Annotated in this window: 37 protein-coding genes and 1 pseudogene; 2 read left to right on the top strand and 36 right to left on the bottom strand. The window is 61.2% G+C overall.

The annotated features are described in order from the left end of the window. Positions 1-348: 348 nt before the first annotated feature. Genes ACYVD0_RS10230 through ACYVD0_RS10215 form a run of 4 tightly spaced genes read right to left on the bottom strand, consistent with a single transcriptional unit; the run spans position 349 to position 2,247 of the window. Positions 349-591 (bottom strand): hypothetical protein, encoded by a 243-nt coding sequence (locus tag ACYVD0_RS10230; RefSeq protein WP_460426722.1) that lies wholly within the window; start codon positions 589-591, stop codon positions 349-351. A 47-nt stretch (positions 592-638) separates the two neighbouring features. After that, positions 639-971, bottom strand: a complete 333-nt coding sequence (locus ACYVD0_RS10225) for a DUF3500 domain-containing protein (protein ID WP_460426721.1) — start codon at positions 969-971, stop codon at positions 639-641. Beyond that, a complete protein-coding gene (locus tag ACYVD0_RS10220; protein ID WP_460426720.1) occupies positions 968-1,471 on the bottom strand; it encodes a DUF1097 domain-containing protein in 504 nt (167 codons plus the stop codon). The genes ACYVD0_RS10225 and ACYVD0_RS10220 overlap by 4 nt, the downstream gene beginning before the upstream one ends. A 38-nt stretch (positions 1,472-1,509) precedes the next feature. Continuing rightward, the gene (locus ACYVD0_RS10215; protein ID WP_460426719.1) at positions 1,510-2,247 is read right to left on the bottom strand and encodes an SDR family oxidoreductase; all 738 of its coding nucleotides are present in this window, start codon (positions 2,245-2,247) and stop codon (positions 1,510-1,512) included. Between the two features lie 132 nt (positions 2,248-2,379). On the opposite strand from ACYVD0_RS10215, the gene ACYVD0_RS10210 reads away from it, so the two are divergent. Continuing rightward, a complete protein-coding gene (locus ACYVD0_RS10210; protein WP_460426718.1) occupies positions 2,380-3,321 on the top strand; it encodes a LysR family transcriptional regulator in 942 nt (313 codons plus the stop codon). A gap of 34 nt (positions 3,322-3,355) precedes the next feature. Here ACYVD0_RS10210 and ssb read toward each other — a convergent pair whose 3' ends face one another. Further along, entirely contained in the window at positions 3,356-3,853 is a 498-nt protein-coding gene (gene ssb / locus ACYVD0_RS10205; RefSeq protein WP_460426717.1) for a single stranded DNA-binding domain-containing protein, read from the bottom strand. A gap of 9 nt (positions 3,854-3,862) precedes the next feature. Further along, positions 3,863-5,251 (bottom strand): MFS transporter, encoded by a 1,389-nt coding sequence (locus tag ACYVD0_RS10200; RefSeq protein WP_460426716.1) that lies wholly within the window; start codon positions 5,249-5,251, stop codon positions 3,863-3,865. A 145-nt stretch (positions 5,252-5,396) separates the two neighbouring features. Between ACYVD0_RS10200 and uvrA the strand changes: the two genes are divergently transcribed. Next, complete coding sequence (uvrA, locus tag ACYVD0_RS10195; protein WP_460426715.1) at positions 5,397-8,231, top strand: excinuclease ABC subunit UvrA; 2,835 nt, start codon at positions 5,397-5,399, stop codon at positions 8,229-8,231. Positions 8,232-8,367: 136 nt separating this feature from the next. Here the strand turns inward: uvrA and ACYVD0_RS10190 are convergent. From ACYVD0_RS10190 to ACYVD0_RS10045, 30 genes and pseudogenes are all read right to left on the bottom strand, one after another. Then, positions 8,368-8,546: pseudogene (locus ACYVD0_RS10190) on the bottom strand (catalase); the annotation flags it as partial. A 152-nt stretch (positions 8,547-8,698) separates the two neighbouring features. Next, a complete protein-coding gene (gene rplQ, locus ACYVD0_RS10185) occupies positions 8,699-9,085 on the bottom strand; it encodes a bL17 family ribosomal protein (RefSeq protein WP_460426714.1) in 387 nt (128 codons plus the stop codon). Between the two features lie 44 nt (positions 9,086-9,129). Beyond that, positions 9,130-10,131 (bottom strand): DNA-directed RNA polymerase subunit alpha, encoded by a 1,002-nt coding sequence (locus ACYVD0_RS10180; RefSeq protein WP_460426713.1) that lies wholly within the window; start codon positions 10,129-10,131, stop codon positions 9,130-9,132. 22 nt (positions 10,132-10,153) lie between these two features. Beyond that, entirely contained in the window at positions 10,154-10,774 is a 621-nt protein-coding gene (rpsD, locus tag ACYVD0_RS10175) for a 30S ribosomal protein S4 (RefSeq protein ID WP_460426712.1), read from the bottom strand. A 17-nt stretch (positions 10,775-10,791) separates the two neighbouring features. Next, positions 10,792-11,181 carry a 30S ribosomal protein S11 gene (gene rpsK, locus ACYVD0_RS10170; RefSeq protein WP_003093689.1) on the bottom strand — a complete coding sequence of 130 codons (390 nt, stop codon included), beginning with the start codon at positions 11,179-11,181 and terminating at the stop codon, positions 10,792-10,794. A gap of 30 nt (positions 11,182-11,211) precedes the next feature. After that, entirely contained in the window at positions 11,212-11,568 is a 357-nt protein-coding gene (gene rpsM / locus ACYVD0_RS10165; RefSeq protein ID WP_460426711.1) for a 30S ribosomal protein S13, read from the bottom strand. Positions 11,569-11,701: 133 nt separating this feature from the next. Continuing rightward, the gene (gene rpmJ, locus ACYVD0_RS10160; RefSeq protein ID WP_003281814.1) at positions 11,702-11,818 is read right to left on the bottom strand and encodes a 50S ribosomal protein L36; all 117 of its coding nucleotides are present in this window, start codon (positions 11,816-11,818) and stop codon (positions 11,702-11,704) included. A gap of 28 nt (positions 11,819-11,846) precedes the next feature. Continuing rightward, on the bottom strand, positions 11,847-13,175 hold the full coding sequence (secY, locus tag ACYVD0_RS10155; RefSeq protein WP_460426710.1) for a preprotein translocase subunit SecY: 1,329 nt from the start codon (positions 13,173-13,175) through the stop codon (positions 11,847-11,849). Beyond that, entirely contained in the window at positions 13,176-13,610 is a 435-nt protein-coding gene (gene rplO, locus ACYVD0_RS10150) for a large ribosomal subunit protein uL15 (protein WP_460426709.1), read from the bottom strand. A gap of 3 nt (positions 13,611-13,613) precedes the next feature. Beyond that, on the bottom strand, positions 13,614-13,790 hold the full coding sequence (gene rpmD, locus ACYVD0_RS10145) for an uL30 family ribosomal protein (protein ID WP_460426708.1): 177 nt from the start codon (positions 13,788-13,790) through the stop codon (positions 13,614-13,616). Between the two features lie 2 nt (positions 13,791-13,792). Next, complete coding sequence (gene rpsE / locus ACYVD0_RS10140; protein WP_012699319.1) at positions 13,793-14,293, bottom strand: 30S ribosomal protein S5; 501 nt, start codon at positions 14,291-14,293, stop codon at positions 13,793-13,795. 3 nt (positions 14,294-14,296) lie between these two features. Then, complete coding sequence (gene rplR, locus ACYVD0_RS10135) at positions 14,297-14,647, bottom strand: 50S ribosomal protein L18 (protein WP_039806123.1); 351 nt, start codon at positions 14,645-14,647, stop codon at positions 14,297-14,299. Positions 14,648-14,657: 10 nt separating this feature from the next. Next, positions 14,658-15,191 (bottom strand): 50S ribosomal protein L6, encoded by a 534-nt coding sequence (gene rplF / locus ACYVD0_RS10130; protein ID WP_460426707.1) that lies wholly within the window; start codon positions 15,189-15,191, stop codon positions 14,658-14,660. 12 nt (positions 15,192-15,203) lie between these two features. Next, the gene (gene rpsH, locus ACYVD0_RS10125; protein ID WP_460426706.1) at positions 15,204-15,596 is read right to left on the bottom strand and encodes a 30S ribosomal protein S8; all 393 of its coding nucleotides are present in this window, start codon (positions 15,594-15,596) and stop codon (positions 15,204-15,206) included. 185 nt (positions 15,597-15,781) lie between these two features. Continuing rightward, a complete protein-coding gene (gene rpsN, locus ACYVD0_RS10120; RefSeq protein ID WP_039806130.1) occupies positions 15,782-16,087 on the bottom strand; it encodes a 30S ribosomal protein S14 in 306 nt (101 codons plus the stop codon). Positions 16,088-16,099: 12 nt separating this feature from the next. Beyond that, the gene (gene rplE / locus ACYVD0_RS10115) at positions 16,100-16,639 is read right to left on the bottom strand and encodes a large ribosomal subunit protein uL5 (protein WP_460426705.1); all 540 of its coding nucleotides are present in this window, start codon (positions 16,637-16,639) and stop codon (positions 16,100-16,102) included. Positions 16,640-16,659: 20 nt separating this feature from the next. Continuing rightward, on the bottom strand, positions 16,660-16,974 hold the full coding sequence (gene rplX, locus ACYVD0_RS10110) for a 50S ribosomal protein L24 (protein ID WP_460426704.1): 315 nt from the start codon (positions 16,972-16,974) through the stop codon (positions 16,660-16,662). A 12-nt stretch (positions 16,975-16,986) separates the two neighbouring features. Beyond that, positions 16,987-17,355, bottom strand: coding sequence for a large ribosomal subunit protein uL14 (gene rplN, locus ACYVD0_RS10105; protein WP_460426703.1), 369 nt, complete (start codon positions 17,353-17,355; stop codon positions 16,987-16,989). 23 nt (positions 17,356-17,378) lie between these two features. After that, positions 17,379-17,645 carry a 30S ribosomal protein S17 gene (gene rpsQ / locus ACYVD0_RS10100; RefSeq protein WP_012699311.1) on the bottom strand — a complete coding sequence of 89 codons (267 nt, stop codon included), beginning with the start codon at positions 17,643-17,645 and terminating at the stop codon, positions 17,379-17,381. Between the two features lie 2 nt (positions 17,646-17,647). After that, complete coding sequence (rpmC, locus tag ACYVD0_RS10095; protein WP_460426702.1) at positions 17,648-17,839, bottom strand: large ribosomal subunit protein uL29; 192 nt, start codon at positions 17,837-17,839, stop codon at positions 17,648-17,650. Then, positions 17,839-18,252, bottom strand: a complete 414-nt coding sequence (gene rplP, locus ACYVD0_RS10090) for a 50S ribosomal protein L16 (protein WP_012699309.1) — start codon at positions 18,250-18,252, stop codon at positions 17,839-17,841. The genes rpmC and rplP overlap by 1 nt, the downstream gene beginning before the upstream one ends. A 14-nt stretch (positions 18,253-18,266) precedes the next feature. Then, positions 18,267-18,953, bottom strand: a complete 687-nt coding sequence (gene rpsC / locus ACYVD0_RS10085) for a 30S ribosomal protein S3 (protein WP_039806143.1) — start codon at positions 18,951-18,953, stop codon at positions 18,267-18,269. Between the two features lie 13 nt (positions 18,954-18,966). Beyond that, complete coding sequence (rplV, locus tag ACYVD0_RS10080; RefSeq protein WP_003304070.1) at positions 18,967-19,299, bottom strand: 50S ribosomal protein L22; 333 nt, start codon at positions 19,297-19,299, stop codon at positions 18,967-18,969. A 13-nt stretch (positions 19,300-19,312) separates the two neighbouring features. Then, positions 19,313-19,588, bottom strand: a complete 276-nt coding sequence (gene rpsS, locus ACYVD0_RS10075) for a 30S ribosomal protein S19 (protein WP_460426701.1) — start codon at positions 19,586-19,588, stop codon at positions 19,313-19,315. A 16-nt stretch (positions 19,589-19,604) separates the two neighbouring features. After that, complete coding sequence (gene rplB / locus ACYVD0_RS10070) at positions 19,605-20,426, bottom strand: large ribosomal subunit protein uL2 (RefSeq protein ID WP_460426700.1); 822 nt, start codon at positions 20,424-20,426, stop codon at positions 19,605-19,607. Between the two features lie 11 nt (positions 20,427-20,437). Further along, positions 20,438-20,737: an uL23 family ribosomal protein gene (rplW, locus tag ACYVD0_RS10065; protein WP_460426699.1), complete on the bottom strand. Its 300-nt coding sequence runs from the start codon at positions 20,735-20,737 to the stop codon at positions 20,438-20,440. Continuing rightward, positions 20,734-21,336: a 50S ribosomal protein L4 gene (gene rplD / locus ACYVD0_RS10060; RefSeq protein WP_460426698.1), complete on the bottom strand. Its 603-nt coding sequence runs from the start codon at positions 21,334-21,336 to the stop codon at positions 20,734-20,736. The genes rplW and rplD overlap by 4 nt, the downstream gene beginning before the upstream one ends. Positions 21,337-21,350: 14 nt before the next feature. Further along, entirely contained in the window at positions 21,351-21,989 is a 639-nt protein-coding gene (gene rplC / locus ACYVD0_RS10055) for a large ribosomal subunit protein uL3 (RefSeq protein WP_460426697.1), read from the bottom strand. A gap of 84 nt (positions 21,990-22,073) precedes the next feature. Then, positions 22,074-22,385, bottom strand: coding sequence for a 30S ribosomal protein S10 (gene rpsJ / locus ACYVD0_RS10050; RefSeq protein WP_003243886.1), 312 nt, complete (start codon positions 22,383-22,385; stop codon positions 22,074-22,076). A gap of 149 nt (positions 22,386-22,534) precedes the next feature. Beyond that, positions 22,535-22,639, bottom strand: a 105-nt coding sequence (locus tag ACYVD0_RS10045; RefSeq protein WP_460426748.1) for an EF-Tu C-terminal domain-related protein, incomplete at its 5' end; no start/stop codon positions are given.

Genomic DNA, 22,639 nt, shown 5'->3' with positions numbered 1-22,639 from the left:
ATCTGCAGTGATCGGCGCCAAGGTGGCCAAACCATCCCCGGCAATTTGGATGGTATTGTGCGGCTTTCAACTGTGCGCGTCACTACTGCCGCACCACGGGCCAGCGCCGAGCCGATCGGCTCCCGTCCGGCCCCGACGAGCAACAGAATGCCGTACCGGCCATGGAAAGCTTGGCGATGGTCTTGGCGATCAGGCTGCGGTCAGGCTCTCTCCTCGGCGGAATGGCTCAGCGCTCGCCGCTCAGGACATGGTCGAGCGAATAGCGTCCCGCCCCCCTGAAGGCGATGTAGGACGCCAGGAACATCATCAGCAGTGGGTATTCGATGCCGCGGTCGATCCACACCTAGGTCAGCCCGAGAATGTAGGCGATCGCCAACATCTGTAGCGCCATGAGGGCGGCCAGCAGCCGGGGGGCGAGGCCAGCGGCCAGCAGAGCAGACCGCCGATGCCCTCCAGCAGCGCCACGCACAGGGCGAAGACGGCCGGTGCCGGCAGGTGGAGCACGATGCGGATCAGGCTGATCGAGGCCGCCATGGGATCGCCCATGGAACCATGGGAGGTGCCCAGCAGCTTGGGCAGGCCGTGACTCATCATGTTGTCTTCGGCGAGCTTCAGACCGCAGGCGCTGAGCGCCTCCCTCAGCAGATCGAAGAGCCGCCCGCACCCGGCCGCATCAGATCGCCTAGGCGCAGGCCGACCCGCCCGGCGGAGCGGTGGAAATTGCTCCAGATGCGCCATTGTTTGCTGTCGATGGCGAAGGACAGCCGGCTTCTTTCCGGCTCGCTCAATCCGGCCAGCAGCCGGTTGGCGGCAGCGGCGATCGGCTCGGTACCGACCCCGCTGGAGGCCAGCCGATGGATCGTGGGGGCGACCTGCTCGCCGAAGGCGATGCCGCGGTATGGCTCGTCGCTCCAGGCGAAGCAGCAATGCAGGAGCAGCGCCCCGCCGAGCCGATGGCGTCGTGTTTTCATTGCCGCGCCTCCCCGGCCGGCTGGCCGCTCCAGCGCTGCTGCACCCGGCTGGCCAGCAAGGCGGCCAGCGCACCCAGGGTTGTGGCCAGCCCCAGCTCGGAGAAGGTCGCCGGCGATGGCGGCAGATGCGAGGCAAAATAGCAGACCAGGCCGAGAAAGAAGCAGAGCAGGTTGTTGAACACCGGCAGCAGACGCAGCGACAGCACCACCAGCGCCACGGCAAACACCACCAGGGAGGTGGTCAGGGCGCCGAAATGCGGCATCAGCGCCGCGCTGGCCGCACCGCCGAGCATGCCGATGGCCAGGCCGACCAGCACGCAGGCCAGATTGATCAGCCCGTGCCGGACCGTGCCGCCGCGGCTGAAGAAAGCAATCCAGCCGATGAACATCGCCCACACGGGCACCTCGACGTGCAGCGCACTGACCGTGGCGGCCAGGATCGCCACCGCCGACTCGCCGGCGGTGACCTTGAAGTGATCGGGAACCAGGGTATAGGGCATCGTATGTCTCCTTGAGTGTCCGGCACCGGGCAATCGGCTCAGGCGAAGCCGCCGTTGGCGCGCAGCACCTGGGAATTGATCCAGGCACCGTCAGGCCCGGCGAGGAAGGACACCACCGCGGCGATGTCCTCGGGCGTGCCGAGGCGTTCCAGCGGCGGCAGCCCGGTCAGTTGGTCGATCTGCTCCGCGCTCTTGCCGGCGAGGAATAGCTCGGTGGCGACCGGTCCCGGTGCCACGGCGTTGACGCTGATCTCGCGCCCGCGCAGCTCGTTGGCCAGGACATGCACCAGGCCCTCGACGCCCGCCTTGCTGGCGATGTAGGGACCATAGCTGGGAAAGGACTTGGTGATCGCACTGGTCGACAGGGCGATGATCCGCCCGCCGCGCTCCACCTGCCGCGCCGCCTCGGCGAGCACGACGAAAGTACCGCGCAGGTTGGTGCGGATCACCCGGTCGAACTGCTCGAGATCGCCGTCGGCGATCTTCAGGTAGGGCATGATCCCGGCGCTGTTGACCACCACGTCGATGCGTTTGAAGGTCGCGCGCGTCCTGGCGAACAGGTGCTCCATGTCGGCCGGCTCGGCCACATCGCCGCGCACTGCGATGGCCCGTCCGCCGGCGGCGACGATTTCCGCCACCAGCGCCTCGGCCAGGGCCTGGCTGCCGGAGTAGTTGACGGCCACCGCGAAGCCGTCCTGTGCCAGGCGCAGGGCGATAGCCCGGCCGATGCCGCGCGAGGCCCCGGTAACGATTGCCGACTTGTTGACTGGCTGCATGATTTCACTCCCGCGTGACGGGGCGACGAAGGCCGTCCCTGTTGGAAGTGATTCTGGTAGCCGGGGGCAGCTTGGATAAATGCGTGGGAATTGTCAGGATTATTCAATAAGCCCTAACAATTGCAGTGACCCATGGATAGATTCGACACCCTGCAGCTCTTCACCCGCATCGTCGAGCTGGGCAGCTTCACCCGGGCGGCCGGCGCCCTGGACATCCCCCGCGCCACGGCCACCCACGCCATCAAGACACTGGAGGAGCGGCTCGGCGCACGACTGCTGGAACGCACCACCCGCCAGGTGCGCCCGACCTTGGACGGACAGGCCTTCTACGAGCGCTGCAAGCGCATCCTCGGCGATCTGGAGGACGCCGAGTCCTCCCTCAGCACCGCAATGGCCAACCCACGCGGCAACCTGCGCCTGGACCTGCATGGCTCCCACGCCAACCTGATCATTCTGCCGCGCATCCAGGAGTTCCACCGCCGCTACCTGCAGATCGAGCTGACCATCAGCAGCGGCGACCGCCTGGTGGACTTGGTGGGCGAAGGTGTCGATTGCGTGGTGCGCGCCGGCAACCCGCGCGACTCCTCGCTGGTGGCGCGGCGCCTGGCGCTGATGCCGGAGGTCGTCTGCGCCAGCCCGGATTATCTGGATCGCCACGGCCGCCCCGCCCACCCCGCCGAGCTGACGGCACACCAAGCGGTCGGCTTCTTCTCCAGCAATCACGACATCCGCTACCCCTTCAGCTTCCTGATCGACGGCGAGGTGGCAGAGTTCGAAGTGGGCGGCTGGATTTCGGTCAACGACGCGGAGTGCTACAGCACCTGTGCGTTGAACGGCTGCGGGCTGATCCAGGTGCCGCGCTTCCGGGTGGAGGAGCATCTGCGCAGCGGAAGGCTGGAGGAAGTGCTGACGGACTGGCCCAGCCCCGGCCTGCCGGTTTCCGTGCTCTATCCCTATCACCGTCAGCTGTCGCCACGGGTCAAGGTTTTCGTCGAGTGGCTATCAGCCATCTATGCAGAGCACTTCGCAACGACCGAGACGCCACAGAGTGCCCGCAAGCGCCGAGGAGAGTGAGTTCCTGCCTGCCACCCGGCAGGCAGGGAAGCGGCTAGAACGGAATGTCGTCGTCGAAGCTGTCGTAATCCGGTGCCGGCGGCTGCCGATCCTGTTGCGGAGCAGGACGTGCCTGCGGAGCCTGGGCCTGCTGCTGCGGCTCGCGCGGGGGACGCGGCGCGCGCGGAGCGTCGTCGCCGCTGCCGCTGCCGCGGCCGAGCAGCTGCAGGGTGCCGTTCATGTCGACGACAATCTCGGTGGTGTAGCGGTCCTGGCCGTCCTGCCCCTGCCACTTGCGGGTCTGCAGACGGCCCTCGACGTAGCACTGCGAGCCCTTGCGCAGGTACTCGCCGGCAATTTCGGCCAGCTTGCCGAAGAACACCACACGGTGCCATTCGGTACGCTCCTGCTGCTGGCCGGTCTGCTTGTCCTTCCAGGCGTCGGTGGTGGCCAGGGTGATGTTGGTGACCGCATTGCCGTTGGGCAGATAACGGGTTTCCGGGTCGCCGCCGACGTTACCGATCAGAATGACTTTGTTAACCCCACGGGCCATAACGTTCTCCTAGGCTTCAGCACGCGCCGGCGCCGGATCGATCAGGCGCTCCAGGGACGTGCGGTCCAGTTTTTGAGTATCCACTTTGATATAGAGGGCGGCCTCCTCAGCCACCACCTCGGCATCTGCCACTCCGGGCACGGCCAACAGACGCTCGCGCAAGGCCGCATCGCGCAGGGCCGCGGGCGACAGCGGCAAGCGCAGGCTGGTCACGTAGGGAGGTTCGCGCATGGTAACAGCTATCGCCAGCCACAGGGCGCAGAGCAGCGCACAGCCGATGAACACCGCGCCCAGCCCGCCCTGCTGGTACAGCCAGCCGCCGAAGATGCCGCCCAGCGCCGCGCCCAGAAACTGGTTGGTGGAGTACACCCCCATCGCCGTGCCCTTGCCACCGGCCGGGGCGACCTTGCTGACCAACGACGGCAGGGAAGCCTCCAGCAGGTTGAAGGCGGTGAAGAACGCCACCGCCCCCAGCACCAGCGCCACCAGGCTGCCGCCGAGCAGCCAGAAATACAGCTCGCAGAACAGCAGGACCGCCACCGCTGCGCAGAACACCCGCTTCATCCGACGCTTCTTTTCAGCGTAGAAGATGAACGGGACCATGCCGAGGAAGCCCACCAGCAAGGCGACCAGGTAGACCCACCAGTGTTCTTCTCTCGGCAACCCGCCCCGCTCCACCAGGGCCAACGGCAGGGCGACGAAGGTGGCCATGAGGATCGCATGCAGCGCACCGATGCCGAAATCCAGACGCAGCAGCTCGGGATGGCGCAAGGTGGCGCCCAGCGCTTGACGCGCCACGCCCGATTCACGATGCTGCAGGACCTGTGGCGCCGTGGGCACCAACGCGACAATGATCAGGATGCAGAACAGAGCCATGCCAGCGGTCGCCCAGAACAGTCCGGACAGCCCGAAAGCGCGGGTCAGCAGCGGGCCGAGCACCATGGCCGCAGCGAACGACAGGCCGATGCTCATACCAATCATGGCCATGGCCTTGGTGCGGTGCTGCTCGCGGGTCAGGTCGGAGAGCAGCGCCATCACCGCCGCCGAAATGGCCCCGGCGCCCTGCAGCACGCGGCCGGCGACGACTCCCCAGATGGAGTCGGCATTGGCCGCAAGCACCGCGCCGGCGGCGAAGATCATCAGGCCGATGTAGATCACCGGACGTCGGCCGATACGGTCGGAGAGAATGCCAAAGGGGATCTGCAATACCGCCTGGGTCAACCCATAGGCGCCGATCGCCAGGCCGATCAGGGTCGGCGTGGCGCCTGCCAGGTCCATGCCATAGGTGGCGAGCACCGGCAGCACCATGAACATGCCCAGCATGCGAAAGGCGAACACGAGCGCCAGCCCGCCTCCCGCCCGGATTTCGCTGCTACTCATGCGCTCGCTGTCGTGCATGCTCCAGTCCTCGTGAAAATGCGCGATTCTACCAGCCGCTGCCCGGCCAGCCCATGCCAAAGGCACGCACCGCCGGCCAAGCGTTGCCCGCCCTCCTGCAGCGCGCCGTATACTCGCGGATTTCCGCCCGCCATGCGAGGCCGCTTTGGACAAGATCCTGATCCGTGGGGCGCGCACCCACAACCTGAAGAACATCGACCTGACCCTGCCCCGCGACAAGCTGATCGTCATCACTGGCCTGTCCGGCTCAGGCAAGTCCTCGCTGGCCTTCGACACCCTCTATGCCGAGGGCCAGCGCCGCTACGTCGAATCCCTCTCGGCCTACGCCCGGCAGTTCTTGTCGATGATGGAAAAACCCGATGTCGACGCCATCGAGGGCCTGTCGCCGGCGATCTCCATCGAGCAGAAGTCCACCTCGCACAACCCGCGCTCCACTGTCGGCACCATCACCGAAATCTATGACTACCTGCGCCTGCTCTACGCCCGCGTCGGCACCCCGCGCTGCCCGGAACACGACGTACCGCTGGAGGCACAAACCGTCAGCCAGATGGTCGACCAGGTGCTGGCGCTGCCTGAGGGAAGCAGGCTGATGCTGCTGGCGCCGGTGATCCGCGAGCGCAAGGGAGAGCACCTGTCGGTATTCGACGAGCTGCGCGCCCAAGGCTTCATCCGCGCACGGGTCGACGACAAGCTCTACGAGTTGGACGATCTGCCGAAACTCGACAAGCAGAAGAAGCACAGCATCGAGGTGGTGGTAGACCGCTTCAAGGTGCGCGGCGACCTGCAGCAACGCCTGGCTGAATCCTTCGAGACCGCCCTGAAACTGGCCGACGGCATCGCCCTGGTGGCTCCAATGGAGGGCGAGGCCGCCGATGAGCTGATCTTCTCCGCGCGCTTCGCCTGCCCGCACTGCGGGCACTCGATCGGCGAACTGGAGCCCAAGCTGTTCTCCTTCAACAACCCGGCCGGCGCCTGCCCTTCCTGCGACGGCCTGGGCGTCAAGCAATTCTTCGATCCGCGCCGGCTGGTCAATGGCAAGTTGTCCCTCGCCGGGGGCGCGATCCGCGGCTGGGACCGGCGCAACGTCTACTACTTCCAGATGCTCGGCTCACTGGCCGCGCACTACGGTTTCAGCCTCGAAGAGCCGTTCGAGGAGCTGCCGGCCGCCCTGCAGAAGGTCCTGCTGCAGGGCAGCGGCCGCGAGAACATCGAGTTCCGCTATCTCAACGACCGCGGCGATATCGTCGTCCGGGCCCATCCGTTCGAAGGGATCATTTCCAACCTCGAGCGTCGCTACCGCGAGACCGAGTCCGCCAGCGTGCGCGAGGAGCTGGCCAAGCTGCTCAGCAGCCAACCCTGCCCGGACTGTCGCGGTACCCGCCTGCGCCGCGAGGCGCGACATGTCTGGGTCGGCAAAAAGACCCTGCCGGCGGTCACCGCGCTGCCCGTGGGCGATGCTTGCGGCTATTTCGCCGACCTGCATCTGAGCGGCCGGCGCGGCGAGATCGCCGAGAAGATCCTCAAGGAAATCCGCGAGCGCCTGCAGTTCCTGGTCAACGTCGGCCTCGACTACCTGACCCTGGATCGTAGTGCCGACACCCTGTCGGGCGGCGAGGCACAGCGTATCCGCCTGGCCAGCCAGATCGGCGCCGGCCTGGTCGGGGTGATGTACATCCTCGACGAGCCGTCCATCGGCCTGCACCAGCGCGACAACGAGCGTCTGCTGGCCACCCTCACCCATCTGCGCAATCTGGGCAACACGGTGATCGTGGTCGAACACGACGAGGATGCCATCCGTCTGGCCGACTATCTGGTTGACATAGGCCCCGGCGCCGGAGTGCACGGTGGGCGCATCGTCGCCGAGGGTACGCCAGCCGAGGTAATGGCCCACCCCGACTCGCTGACCGGCAAGTACCTCTCCGGCCGGGTGAAGATCCCCGTGCCGGGCAACCGTACACCTCGCGATGCCAAGAAACTGCTGAAGCTCAAGGGCGCGTGCGGCAACAACCTGCAGAACGTCGACCTGGAAATCCCGGTGGGCCTGCTGACCTGCATCACCGGGGTATCCGGCTCGGGCAAGTCGACGCTGATCAACAACACCCTGTTCCCCCTCACCGCCACTGCACTGAATGGCGCCAGCGCGCTGGAAACCGCCCCGCACGACAGCTTCGACGGCCTGCAGCATCTGGACAAGGTCGTCGACATCGACCAGAGCCCGATCGGCCGTACGCCGCGCTCGAATCCGGCCACCTATACCGGATTATTCACGCCGATCCGCGAGCTGTTCGCCGGGGTGCCGGAGTCACGCTCGCGCGGCTACAACCCCGGGCGCTTCTCCTTCAATGTCAAGGGCGGACGCTGCGAGGCCTGCCAGGGCGACGGCGTGATCAAGGTAGAGATGCACTTCCTCCCGGACATCTATGTCCCCTGCGACGTCTGCAAGGGCAAGCGCTATAACCGCGAGACACTCGAGGTGAAGTACAAGGGACGGAATATCCATGAGGTGCTGGAAATGACCATCGAGGAGGCCCGCGACTTCTTCAACGCCGTGCCGGCGGTAGCGCGCAAGCTGCAGACGCTCATCGACGTCGGTCTTTCCTATATTCGCCTGGGCCAGAGCGCCACGACGCTGTCCGGAGGCGAGGCACAGCGCGTCAAGCTGTCGCGCGAGCTGTCCAAGCGCGACACCGGCAAAACGCTGTACATCCTCGATGAGCCCACCACCGGCCTGCACTTCGCCGACATCCAGCAATTGCTGGATGTGCTGCACCGCCTCCGCGACCACGGCAATACCGTGGTGGTGATCGAGCACAATCTGGACGTGATCAAGACGGCCGACTGGATTGTCGACCTCGGCCCCGAGGGCGGCTCGCGAGGCGGCAAGATCATCGGCACGGGGACGCCCGAAGATATTGCGCAGATGGAGCAATCCCATACCGGACACTTTCTCAAGCCTTTGCTGAAGCGTGACCGGGCCTGACCTTGGCACTCAAAGCAAAAAGCCGGCCCCTTGCGGGGCCGGCTTTTCATTCGCTCATTCGCTCGGGCCGATACCCAGACCACGGGCGATAGCCTCACAGTAGACCGGATCGGCCTTGATGACGGGAGCCAGCTGGCGCAACGGAACGCTTCGCATGCACGCGGCGCTCGGGTATTACTTCCTGATTGAAGTGAGTGAGTTTCTCGACGAGATGGACGTCGTCCAGAAGCAGAGCCGCTCCCCTGCGGAGCGGGAGTTCTGGTTATCGGCGACCGGGATATCACTGGCGGTGGTCAGTATGTTTGCTTCGCTCACGTTATTCTCCTTTCGTTCAAGTCCTGCCGCCGGGCGAAAGAATAGCGAAGCGGCCCGATAGCTGATAATTCATTAATTTAAGCAGTGGTATAGGAAACGACAATCAATAAAAAACCGGGCCTTAGCCCGGTTTTTCTTCAACTGCGAAACGCTTATTCGGCAGCTTCGATCTCACCAGCGACTGGACGGTCAACTAGTTCGACGTAGGCCATGGGCGCGTTGTCGCCAGCGCGGAAACCGCATTTCAGGATGCGCAGATAGCCACCCTGACGGTTAGCGTAGCGCTTGCCCAGATCGTTGAACAGCTTGCCGACGGCAGACTTCGAGCGGGTACGATCGAAAGCCAGGCGACGGTTGGCGACGCTGTCATCCTTGGCCAAGGTGATCAGCGGCTCGGCAACCCGACGTAGCTCCTTGGCCTTGGGCAGGGTAGTTTTGATCAGTTCGTGCTCGAACAGCGACACCGCCATGTTCTGGAACATGGCCTTGCGGTGTGCGCTGGTGCGGCTCAGGTGACGGCCACTTTTACGATGACGCATGGTTTAATTCCTTACCAAACTTGTGCGTTCGGTGGTTATGACGTTCAGGCCGTAGCCTTGTCGTCCTTCTTCAGACTTGCCGGCGGCCAGTTGTCGAGACGCATACCAAGGGACAGACCACGGGAAGCCAGAACGTCCTTGATTTCGGTCAGGGACTTCTTGCCCAGGTTCGGAGTCTTCAACAGCTCCACTTCGGTGCGCTGAATCAGGTCACCGATGTAGTAGATGTTCTCCGCCTTCAGGCAGTTGGCTGAACGTACGGTAAGCTCCAAGTCGTCGACCGGGCGCAGAAGGATCGGATCGATCTCGTCTTCCTGCTCGACCACGACCGGTGCAGTGTCACCCTTGAGGTCGACGAATGCGGCCAGCTGCTGCTGCAGAATGGTCGCGGCACGGCGGATGGCCTCTTCGGGATCCAGGGTACCGTTGGTCTCCAGATCGATGACCAGCTTGTCCAGGTTAGTGCGCTGCTCGACGCGGGCGTTTTCCACCACGTAAGCAACACGACGGACCGGGCTGAAGGAGGCGTCAAGCTGCAGACGACCGATACTACGGCTTTCGTCTTCGTCGCTCTGGCGGGCATCGGCGGGCTCATAGCCACGACCGCGAGCCACCTTGAGCCTCATATTCAGTACACCGTTGTCCGCCAAGTTGGCGATTACATGGCCACCGTTGATGATTTCGACATCATGATCCAGCTGAATATCGGCAGCGGTGACCGCGCCAGAGCCCTTCTTGCTCAAGTTCAGCGTGACTTCGTCGCGACCATGCAGTTTGATGGCGAGGCCCTTCAGGTTGAGCAGGATCTCGATGACATCTTCCTGCACGCCTTCGATGGCACTGTACTCATGAAGCACACCGTCTATCTCGGCCTCGACTATTGCACAGCCGGGCATGGAGGACAGCAGGATGCGACGCAGGGCGTTGCCCAGGGTATGCCCAAAACCGCGCTCCAAGGGCTCGAGCGTGATCTTGGCGCGGGTCGGACTGACCGCCTCCACATCGATGTGACGGGGGGTCAGGAACTCATTTACCGAACTCTGCATGGATATACCTATTTTCTAGCCCTTACTTGGAGTAGAGCTCGACAATCAGGTTTTCGTTGATGTCGGCGGACAGGTCGCTGCGAGCCGGCACGCTCTTGAACACGCCAGACTTCTTCTCCGTATCCACTTCAACCCACTCGACGCGACCGCGCTGGGCGCAGAGTTCGAGAGCCTGGGCGACGCGCAGTTGGTTCTTGGCTTTCTCGCGAACGGCTACGACATCACCGGCCTTGATCTGATAGGACGGAATGTTCACGGCCTGACCATTGACAGTGATAGCCTTGTGCGAAACCAACTGACGGGACTCGGCGCGAGTGGCACCGAAGCCCATGCGGTACACGACGTTGTCCAGACGGCACTCAAGCAGCTGCAACAGATTTTCGCCGGTGGAACCCTTGCGACGGCTGGCTTCCTTGTAGTAACCGCTGAACTGGCGCTCCAGCACACCGTAGATACGGCGGACTTTCTGCTTCTCGCGCAGCTGGGTACCGTATTCGGACAGACGACTACGGCGCTGACCATGAATACCGGGAGCCGACTCGACGTTGCACTTGGATTCGAGTGCACGGGAGCCGCTCTTCAGGAACAGATCAGTGCCTTCGCGACGGGACAGTTTGCATTTGGGACCAATGTAACGTGCCATTCTTCACTGTCTCCTAATTACACGCGACGCTTCTTCGGCGGGCGGCAGCCGTTATGCGGGATCGGGGTCACGTCGGTAATGCTGGCAATCTTGTAACCACAGGCATTGAGGGCACGTACGGCGGACTCGCGACCCGGGCCGGGCCCCTTGACGTTCACGTCGAGGTTCTTCAGGCCGTACTCCAGAGCAGCTTGACCGGCACGCTCGGCAGCCACCTGGGCAGCGAACGGGGTGCTCTTACGCGAACCACGGAAGCCGGAACCGCCGGATGTTGCCCAAGAAAGGGCATTACCCTGGCGGTCGGTGATGGTCACGATGGTGTTGTTGAAAGATGCATGGATGTGGGCAATGCCATCCACCACGGTCTTTTTGACTTTCTTACGAGGACGAGCAGCAGGTTTTGCCATGATTAGATTCCTGTCGATTCGCGAACGCGATTACTTGCGGATCGGCTTGCGCGGGCCCTTGCGGGTACGGGCGTTGGTCTTGGTACGTTGACCGCGAACCGGCAGGCCACGGCGATGGCGAAGGCCACGGTAGCAGCCCAGGTCCATCAGGCGCTTGATCTTCATGTTGACTTCGCGGCGCAGGTCACCCTCGGTAGTGAGTTTGGCCACTTCGCCACGTAGTTGCTCGATCTGCTCGTCCGAGAGATCCTTGATTTTCGCTGCCGGATTGACGCCGGTAGCGGCACAGATAGCCTGTGCACTGGTGCGACCGACACCATAGATGTAGGTCAGCGAGATAACAGTATGCTTGTTATCCGGAATGTTGACGCCTGCGATACGGGCCATTCACTGGAACTCCAATTGACAGCTACCCACGCCCTGGAAGCCAAGAAATAGGGCGCAGGATACTAGCGCTGTAATAAAAAAGAATCAACCCGGCAGCGCACTAGCTGCCGGGCTCATTACGCGAGGATCACACTCAGCCTTGGCGCTGCTTGTGACGCGGCTCCGCGCTGCAGATCACGCGCACGACGCCGTCGCGACGGATGATCTTGCAGTTGCGGCACAGCTTCTTCACCGATGCACGAACTTTCATCACCAACTCCTCGAACCTTATGGACCGATCAGCGGAGCATGCCGCCACCATAGCCCTTCAGGTTACTTTTCTTCATCAGGGATTCGTACTGGTGCGAAACGAGGTGCGACTGTACTTGCGACATGAAGTCCATCACAACCACCACTACGATCAGCAACGAGGTCCCGCCAAGATAGAACGGCACGTTGGCTGCCACCACCAAGAACTGCGGTAGCAGACAGACCGCCGTCATGTAGAGAGCGCCAAAAACGGTCAAGCGGGTCAGCACGCCATCGATGTAGCGCGCCGACTGCTCACCCGGCCTGATACCAGGAATGAAGGCACCGGATTTCTTCAGGTTTTCCGCCACATCCTTGGGATTGAACATCAGTGCAGTATAAAAGAAGCAGAAGAAAATGATCCCTACACTGAACAGCAGAATGTTCAACGGCTGACCGGGAGCAATGGCCTGAGCTATATCCTGCAACCAGCCCATGCCTTCCGACTGACCGAACCAAGAGCCCAGCGAAGCTGGAAACAGCAGGATACTACTGGCAAAAATGGCCGGGATGACGCCTGCCATATTCACTTTCAGTGGCAAGTGGCTGGTCTGCGCAGCGAAGATCTTGCGGCCCTGCTGACGCTTGGCATAGTGCACCGCGATGCGTCGCTGGCCACGCTCAACGAAAACCACGAAGCCGATGATCGCCACAGCCAGCAGCGCGATGGCAAGCAGGGCCATGATATTAATATCGCCCTGACGAGCAGACTCGAAGGATTGGCCGATCGCCGCAGGCAGACCGGCCACGATACCGGCAAAGATCAGCATCGAGATGCCGTTACCAACGCCTCGCTCGGTAATCTGCTCGCCCAGCCACATCATGAACATCGCGCCAGCCACGAAGGTGCTCACAGCCACGAAGTAGAAGCTGAAATCGGAGGCGAAGGCGACACCCTGACTGGCCAGGCCGACGGACATGCCGAAGGCCTGGATGACTGCCAGAGCAAGCGTCCCGTAACGGGTATATTGGCTGATCTTACGGCGCCCGGCTTCGCCTTCCTTCTTCAACTGCTCCAACTGAGGACTGACCGCAGTCATCAACTGCATGATGATCGACGCCGAGATGTACGGCATGATCCCCAGCGCGAAGATGCTCATCCGCTCCAGCGCACCACCGGAAAACATGTTGAACAGGCTAAGAATGGTTCCCTCGTTCTGTTGGAACAGTTCCGCCAGCCTGTCGGGATTGATTCCTGGCACCGGGATATGCGCGCCTATGCGATAGACGATGATCGCCAGGAATAGGAATCGCAGCCGAGCCCAGAGCTCGGACAGCCCGCCATTGCTGAGTGCGGAGAGAGCACCTTGCTTAGCCATTTAGTCCTCGATCTTACCGCCAGCTGCTTCGATGGCCGCACGTGCACCCTTGGTGACGGCGATCCCCTTCAGAGTAACGGCCCGGCCTACCTCGCCAGACAGCATGACCTTCACGCGACGGACGTTCTGATTGACCAGATCGGCATCTTTCAGCGTCTGCAGGGTCACGACGTCACCTTCCACCTTAGCGAGCTCGGAGGTACGGATTTCCGCACGATCCATGGCTTTCAGAGAAGTGAAGCCGAACTTCGGCAGACGGCGATGCAGAGGCTGCTGACCGCCCTCGAATCCGGGCGCGATCCTACCACCAGAGCGGGATGTCTGCCCTTTGTGGCCACGGCCACCGGTCTTGCCGAGGCCGCTGCCGATGCCACGACCCGGACGCAGCTTCTCGCGCCGTGCACCCGGCGCGGAACGCAGATCGTTCAGTTGCATGGATTAACCCTCCACACGAAGCAGGTAATGGGCCTTGTTGATCATCCCGCGATTCTCAGGGGTATCCTGAACCTCAACAGTGTGACCGATGCGGCGCAGGCCCAGGCCCTTGACACAGGCCTTGTGATTGACCAGACGGCCATTCAAACTCTTGACCAGAGTGACTTTGACAGTTGCCATGATCAGAGAATCTCCTCGACGCTCTTGCCACGCTTGGCGGCCACTGACTCAGGGGACTGCATTTCCTTCAGACCCTTGAAGGTGGCGTAAACCACGTTCACCGGATTGGTCGAGCCGTAGCACTTGGCCAGAACGTTCTGCACACCCGCGACCTCGAGAACGGCACGCATGGCACCGCCAGCGATGATCCCAGTACCCTCACTGGCAGGTTGCATATAAACCCGGGAAGCGCCATGGGCTGACTTAACCGGATATTGCAGAGTAGTACCACTCAGATCGACCTGGATCATGTTGCGGCGGGCAGCCTCCATGGCCTTCTGGATGGCAGCCGGGACCTCGCGGGACTTGCCGCGACCGAAGCCAACACGGCCCTTACCATCGCCAACGACAGTCAGCGCGGTAAAGGTGAAGATGCGACCACCCTTGACGGTCTTGGCAACGCGATTGACCTGGACCAGCTTCTCGATGTAGCCCTCGTCGCGCTTTTGCTCGTTATTCGCCATAACTTAGAACTCCAGCCCGCCTTCACGAGCAGCATCGGCCAGTGCCTTGACACGACCGTGGTACTTGAAGCCAGAACGGTCGAATGCCACCTGGGTTACGCCAGCGGCCTTCGCACGCTCGGCTACCAGTTGGCCAACCTTCTTGGCCGCATCGACGTTGCCGGTGGCAGCGTCACGCAGTTCTTTGTCCAAGGTCGAGGCAGAAGCCAGAACCTTGCCGCCGTCGGCCGTGATGACCTGGGCGTAGATATGCTGGGAAGAGCGGTACACGCAGAGGCGTACGGTTTCCAGCTCGCGCATTTTCAGGCGTGCCTTGCGAGCGCGACGCAGACGAGTTTCTTTCTTTACGCTCATTTGCTATGCCCTACTTCTTCTTGGCTTCTTTGCGATGGACCACTTCGCCGGCATACCGCACACCCTTGCCCTTGTACGGCTCGGGACGGCGGAAGTCGCGAATCTCAGCCGCCACCTGACCAACCAGCTGCTTGTCGATGCCCTTGATCAGGATATCGGTCTGACTCGGGGTCTCTGCGGTGATGCCTTGCGGCAGCTCGTAATCCACCGGATGGGAAAAGCCAAGCGCCAGAGACAGGACTTGCCCCTTGGCCTGCGCCTTGTAACCGACACCAACCAGCTGCAGCTTGCGCTCGAAGCCCTGACTGACACCGATCACCATGTTGTTGACGAGTGCACGGGTGGTACCGGCCATGGCTCTGTTCTGCTGATCGCCATTGCGGGCAGCGAAGCGCAGCTCACCAGCATCCTGAATAACTTCGACGGAAGGATGCACATTCAATTCGAGGGAGCCCTTGGCCCCCCTCACCGAAAGCTGCTGACCGGCCAGATTGATCTCTACGCCAGCGGGCAGCTTGACGGGGTTCTTAGCAACGCGAGACATGCTGTTCCCCCCTTAGAACACAGTGCAGAGCACTTCGCCGCCAACACCGGCAGCACGGGCCGCACGATCAGTCATCACACCCTTGTTGGTGGACACGATCGAAACGCCCAGACCGCCACGCACTTTCGGCAGTTGATCGACGGACTTGTACTGGCGCAGGCCAGGACGACTCACGCGCTTGAGCTCCTCGATGACCGGACGGCCCTCGAAATACTTGAGCTCGATGGACAGCAGCGGCTTGATGTCGCTGCTGATTTGATAATCCGAAATGTAGCCCTCGTTCTTGAGAACATTGGCCACAGCCACCTTCAGCTTGGAAGACGGCATACTCACGACGGTCTTCTCAGCCATCTGGGCATTACGGATACGAGTTAGCATGTCCGCTAACGGGTCCTGCATACTCATGGGCTAATTGCTCCTGATACAGAAAGAAAGCCTTGCGGCCTGAGCCCCTGACCTTGACTCCAGATAGAAATCAAGAATCAGGAGAGCCGAGCATCCTAGAGGCTGTCCAAAAAAGAATCAAGCCCCAGAGGGGCTTGATTCAGGTAACACAGACTCAGCGAAAGTTTCGCGAGCCCGAGATGTACTTACCAGCTGGCCTTGACCAGACCGGGCACATCACCGCGCATGGCAGCCTGGCGCAACATGTTGCGAGCCAGACCGAACTTGCGGTAGACGCCATGGGGACGACCGGTCAGACGGCAGCGGTTGCGCAGGCGCGAAGCGCTGGCGTCACGCGGTTGCTTCTGCAGAGCGATCTGGGCTTCCCAACGCTGCTCCGGAGCGGAGTTCGGGTTGGCGATGATCGCTTTCAGCTCGGCACGCTTCTTGGCGTACTTGGCAACCGTTTGCTGACGCTTCAGCTCGCGGTTCTTCATACTCTGTTTGGCCATTGCCTGCTCCAGTCAGTTGCGGAACGGGAAGTTGAAGGCACGCAGCAGAGCGCGACCTTCATCATCGGTACTGGCAGTGGTGGTCAGGGTGATGTCCAGACCACGCAGCGCATCGATCTTGTCGTAATCGATTTCCGGGAAGATGATTTGCTCTTTGACACCCATGCTGTAATTACCGCGACCATCAAAGGACTTGGCATTCAGGCCGCGGAAGTCACGCACGCGCGGCAGGGAGATGGAGAGCAAGCGATCCAGGAACTCGTACATGCGATCGCGACGCAGCGTCACCTTGACACCGATCGGCCAGCCTTCGCGAATCTTGAAACCAGCGATGGACTTGCGGGCATAGGTGACCACGGCCTTCTGACCAGTGATCCTCTCCAGGTCAGCAACAGCATTCTCGATGATCTTCTTATCACCGACTGCCTCGCCAAGCCCCATGTTCAGAGTGATTTTGGTAATGCGCGGAATTTCCATCACGTTGGCCAGCTGAAGTTCGTTCTTCAGCTTGGGCGCGATCTCGTTCCGGTAAATCTCTTTTAGTCGTGCCATGGTTATCTACCTAGCAGTGCTCAAGCATCAACCGGCTTTTGGGTCGACTTGAAGACACGAATTTTCTTGCCGTCTTCGACCTTGAAACCGACGCGATCAGCCTTGTTGGTTTCGGCATTGAAGATGGCCACGTTGGAGACGTGCAGGGGCGCCTCCTTCTCGACGATACCGCCCTGGACGCCCAGCATGGGGTTCGGCTTGCTGTGGCGCTTGATCAGGTTGACCCCAGTGACGACCAGACGGTCGTCAGCGAGAACCTTGAGCACCTTGCCGCGCTTGCCCTTGTCCTTGCCGGCGATGACGATGATCTCGTCGTCACGACGAATCTTTTGCATGACGGCTTCTCCTTACAGCACTTCAGGGGCGAGCGAGACGATCTTCATGAACCTCTCGGAACGAAGCTCACGAGTGACCGGCCCGAAGATGCGAGTGCCGATCGGCTCCTGCTTGTTGTTCAGCAGGACTGCCGCATTGCCGTCGAAGCGGATGATGGAGCCATCGGGGCGGCGCACGCCGTGCTTGGTGCGAACCACCACAGCCGTCATGACTTGGCCCTTCTTGACCTTGCCGCGCGGAATCGCTTCCTTCACAGTCACCTTGATAATGTCGCCGATACCGGCGTAACGGCGATGCGAGCCGCCCAGCACCTTGATGCACATGACGCGACGGGCACCACTGTTGTCGGCCACGTCGAGCATGGATTGAGTCTGAATCATAACTTTCTCCGACCCTTAGTCTCTTAGACTTCCACCGCGCGCTCGACGACTTCCACCAGCATCCAGGACTTGGTCTTGGCCAGCGGACGGGTCTCGCGAATGGTGACCGTGTCGCCGATACGGCACTGGTTGGTTTCGTCGTGGGCGTGCAGCTTGGTCGAACGCTTCACGTATTTACCGTAGATCGGGTGCTTCACGCGGCGCTCGATCAGGACGGTGATGGTCTTGTCCATTTTGTCGCTTACGACACGGCCGGTCAGCGTGCGAACGGTTTTCTGAGCTTCAGCCATGATCACTTACCTGCTTGCTGGTTGAGCACAGTCTTGACGCGAGCGATATCACGCCTCACTTGCGAGAGCAGGTGAGACTGCCCCAGTTGGCCAGTCGCCTTCTGCATGCGCAGATTGAACTGGTCGCGCAGCAGGCCAAGCAATTGCTCGCTCAGCTGCTCAGCCGATTTTTCACGAAGTTCATTCGCTTTCATCACATCACCGTCCGCTTAACAAAAGTGGTGGCGAGCGGCAGCTTGGCTGCTGCCAGGGCGAAAGCCTCGCGCGCCAGCTCTTCGGAAACACCCTCGATTTCGTAGAGCACCTTGCCCGGCTGGATCTGGGCTACCCAGTACTCGACGTTGCCCTTACCCTTACCCATACGCACTTCAAGGGGCTTCTTGGTAACCGGCTTGTCGGGGAATACGCGGATCCAGATCTTGCCGCCACGCTTGACGTGACGGGTCAGGGCGCGACGTGCGGCCTCGATCTGGCGAGCGGTGAGACGACCGCGACTCACGGACTTAAGAGCAAACTCGCCGAAGCTGACCTTGCTACCACGGTGAGCCAGACCCCGGTTGTGGCCGGTCATCTGCTTGCGGAATTTTGTACGCTTGGGCTGCAGCATGTTGCGTACTCCTCTTACTTAGCAGCTTTTTTGCGAGGCGCAGGCGCTTGCGGCTTGAGCTCTTCGTGCTGGCCACCAATGACCTCGCCCTTGAAGATCCAAACCTTGACGCCGATCACACCATAGGTGGTGTGTGCTTCGTAGGTGGCGTAATCGATATCCGCGCGCAGAGTGTGCAGCGGCACACGACCCTCACGATACCATTCGGTACGGGCGATCTCGGCACCACCCAGACGACCACTCACCTGGATCTTGATGCCCTTGGCACCAATGCGCATGGCGTTCTGTACCGCACGCTTCATGGCACGACGGAACATGACGCGACGCTCGAGCTGCTGAGCTACGCTCTGAGCAACCAGCATACCGTCGAGCTCCGGCTTGCGGATCTCTTCGATATTGATGTGCACCGGCACACCCATTTGCTTGGTCAGGTCCTGACGCAGCTTCTCAACATCCTCACCCTTCTTGCCGATCACGATGCCGGGACGAGCGGTATGGATGGTGATGCGTGCGGTTTGAGCCGGACGAGCAATATCGATACGGCTCACGGACGCGCTTTTTAGTTTGTCTTGGAGGTACTCACGGACCTTCAGATCGGCAAACAGATAATCCGCGTATGTGCGCTTGTCTGCATACCAAACTGAAGTGTGCTCCTTGACGATTCCCAGGCGGATGCCAACGGGATGTACTTTCTGACCCATCTGATCGACTCCGTTACTTGTCCGCAACCTTGACAGTGATATGGCAAGACCGCTTGACGATGCGATCAGCACGGCCCTTGGCGCGCGGCATGATGCGCTTAAGCGAACGCCCTTCGTTGACGAAAACGGTGGAGACCTTCAGATCGTCCACGTCTGCGCCCTCGTTGTGCTCGGCGTTGGCAACGGCCGACTCCAGCACTTTTTTCATGATCTCGGCGGCTTTCTTGCTGCTGAAAGCCAGGAGATTGAGCGCATCGCCCACCTTCTTCCCGCGGATCTGGTCGGCGACCAAGCGGGCTTTCTGGGCGGAGATTCGAGCGCCCGACAGCTTAGCGGCTACTTCCATCTTTCCTTACCCCTTAACGCTTGGCTTTCTTGTCTGCCACATGACCACGATAGGTACGGGTAGCGGCAAATTCGCCCAATTTATGACCAACCATGTCCTCGCTGATAAGCACCGGGACATGCTGACGGCCGTTATGCACGGCGATGGTCAGACCGACCATCTGCGGCAGGATCATTGAACGACGCGACCAGGTCTTAACCGGCTTGCGATCATTCTTTTCCACCGCCACTTCGACCTTCTTCAACAGGTGAAGATCAATGAAAGGACCTTTTTTCAGAGAACGCGGCACAGTCGTATCCCTCTAGTTACTTACGGCGGCGGACGATCATGTTGTCGGTGCGCTTGTTCGACCGGGTCTTCGCACCCTTGGTCGGGAAGCCCCACGGCGACACTGGATGACGACCACCCGAGGTACGACCCTCACCACCACCATGCGGGTGGTCTACCGGGTTCATCGCCACGCCACGGACGGTCGGGCGAACACCACGCCAACGCTTGGCACCGGCCTTGCCCAGCGAACGCAGGCTGTGCTCGGAGTTGGAGACCTCACCCAAAGTCGCACGGCAGTCGGCCAGAACCTTGCGCATCTCGCCGGAGCGCAGACGCAGGGTCACATAGGCACCCTCGCGAGCGACCAGCTGGGCAGAAGCACCGGCGGAGCGGGCCATCTGGGCGCCTTTGCCGGGCTTCAGCTCGATACCATGAATGGTGGAACCGACCGGGATGTTGCGCAGTGGCAGGGTATTGCCCGCCTTGATCGGTGCGTTCACGCCGGAAATCAGCTGGTCTCCAGCGGCGACGCCCTTGGGAGCGATGATGTAGCGGCGCTCGCCATCAGCGTACTTCAGCAGCGCGATGTGTGCAGTGCGGTTCGGGTCATACTCGATACGCTCGACGACGGCCGGGATGCCATCCTTGTTGCGACGGAAGTCGACCAGACGATAGTGCTGCTTGTGACCACCACCGATGTGGCGAGTGGTGATGCGGCCGTTGTTGTTACGACCACCAGACTTGGACTTCTTTTCCAGCAGCGGCGCATAGGGAGCACCCTTATGCAGCTCCTGGTTGACAACCTTGACCACAAAGCGGCGGCCAGCGGAAGTCGGTTTGCACTTAACGATTGCCATGATGCACCCCTTTACTCAGCGCTGCTGGCGAAATCGAGATCTTGGCCGGCCTGAAGAGCGACGTATGCCTTCTTCCAGTCGTTGCGCTTGCCCAGACCGCGAGCGGTGCGCTTGGTCTTGCCCTGGACATTCAGGGTGGTGACACGCGCGACCTTCACGTCGAACAGGGCTTCGACAGCCTTCTTGATTTCCAGCTTGGTTGCATCGGTGGCAACCTTGAAAACGAATTGTTTCTTGCTTTCCGCCAGCACGGTGGCCTTCTCGGAGATGTGCGGACCAAGCAGTACTTTGAATACGCGTTCCTGGTTCATCCCAGCAGCTCCTCGAATTTCTTCACGGCCGACACGGTAATCAGCACCTTGTCGTACGCGATCAGGCTGACCGGATCGGAACCCTGGACGTCGCGAACGTCGACGTGCGGCAGATTGCGCGCGGCTAGGTACAGGTTCTGATCGACAGCATCGGAGACGATCAGCACATCGTTCAGACCCAGGCTGCCCAGTTTGCTTACCAGGCTCTTGGTCTTGGGTGCATCTACGGCGAAGTCCTCAACAACGACCAGGCGCTCCTGACGCACCAACTCACTCAGGATCGAGCGCAGAGCGGCACGATACATCTTCTTGTTGAGTTTTTGCTCGTGGTTCTGCGGGCGAGCAGCAAAGGTCATGCCACCGCCACGCCAGATCGGACCACGGCTGGTACCGGCACGCGCACGGCCGGTGCCCTTCTGCCGCCAGGGACGCTTGCCGCCGCCTCTGACATCGGAGCGATTCTTCTGCTGCTTGCTGCCCTGGCGACCACCCGCCAGATAGGCAACGACAGCCTGATGCACGAGGGTCTCGTTGAACTCACCGCCAAAGGTGCGCTCGGAGACTTCGATCGCCTGAGCGCCATTCACATTCAATTGCATCTCAGCTTCCCCTCTTAACCGCGAGCCTTGGCCGCCGGACGCACGATCACATCGCCGCCAGTAGCGCCGGGAACGGCACCCTTGACCAGCAGCAAATTACGCTCAGCATCGATACGAACCACTTCCAGGGACTGCACGGTCACGCGCTCGGCGCCCATATGACCGGACATTTTCTTACCCTTGAACACTCGGCCAGGAGTCTGGCACTGGCCGATAGAGCCCGGAACACGGTGGGAAACGGAGTTGCCGTGGGTATTGTCTTGACCGCGGAAATTCCAGCGCTTGATGGTACCGGCGTAGCCTTTACCCTTGGACTGACCGGTAACGTCCACCAGTTGTCCAGCCTGGAAAATCTCGGCGGTGACCAGGTCACCGGCGTGGTACTCGCCCTCTTCTAGGCGGAACTCCCAGACACCGCGGCCGGCTGCGACATTCGCCTTGGCGAAGTGACCGGCCTGAGGCTTGGTCACGCGCGAAGCCCGGCGCTCGCCAACAGTGACCTGCACCGCACGATAGCCGTCGCTTTCTTCGTTCTTGAATTGGGTCACACGATTCGGCTCGATCTCAATGACCGTAACCGGAATAGAGACACCTTCTTCGGTGAAAATGCGGGTCATGCCGCACTTACGACCGACTACACCAATAGTAGTCATTTCTTGAACCTCTCCAGTGTACGGGGCTTTCACCCGCTATGGCCGCCCATTTCAGAGCGTTACACGACCAAAACCTGGACGGTTTTAGCCGAGGCTGATCTGCACTTCCACGCCAGCCGCCAGATCGAGCTTCATCAGCGCATCGACGGTCTTGTCGGTCGGCTGTACGATATCCAGCACGCGCTTGTGGGTACGGATCTCGTACTGATCACGCGCATCTTTATTGACGTGCGGCGAGATCAGAACGGTATACCGCTCTTTGCGGGTAGGCAGAGGAATCGGACCACGCACCTGAGCACCAGTACGTTTCGCGGTTTCCACGATTTCCTGGGTAGATTGATCAATCAGGCGATGGTCAAAAGCCTTCAACCGAATACGGATTTGTTGGTTTTGCATTTTGACCTCAGACTCGAAGTTGCACCCTACCGAGCGGAATACGCCCGATAAAAGGAGGCGCAATTGTACGGATGCCCCCCTGGGGTGTCAACAAAAGGATCAGCAATAGAAAAAGCCCCATAAGGGGCTTTTTCCTATCGCCGCATCGATTACTCGATGACTTTGGCAACCACGCCGGCGCCAACGGTACGACCGCCTTCGCGAATGGCGAAGCGCAGACCGTCTTCCATGGCGATCGGAGCGATCAGGGTGAC

It is taken from the genome of Azotobacter armeniacus, assembly GCF_054779355.1.
This window is presented reverse-complemented; position numbering and strand designations above follow the sequence as displayed.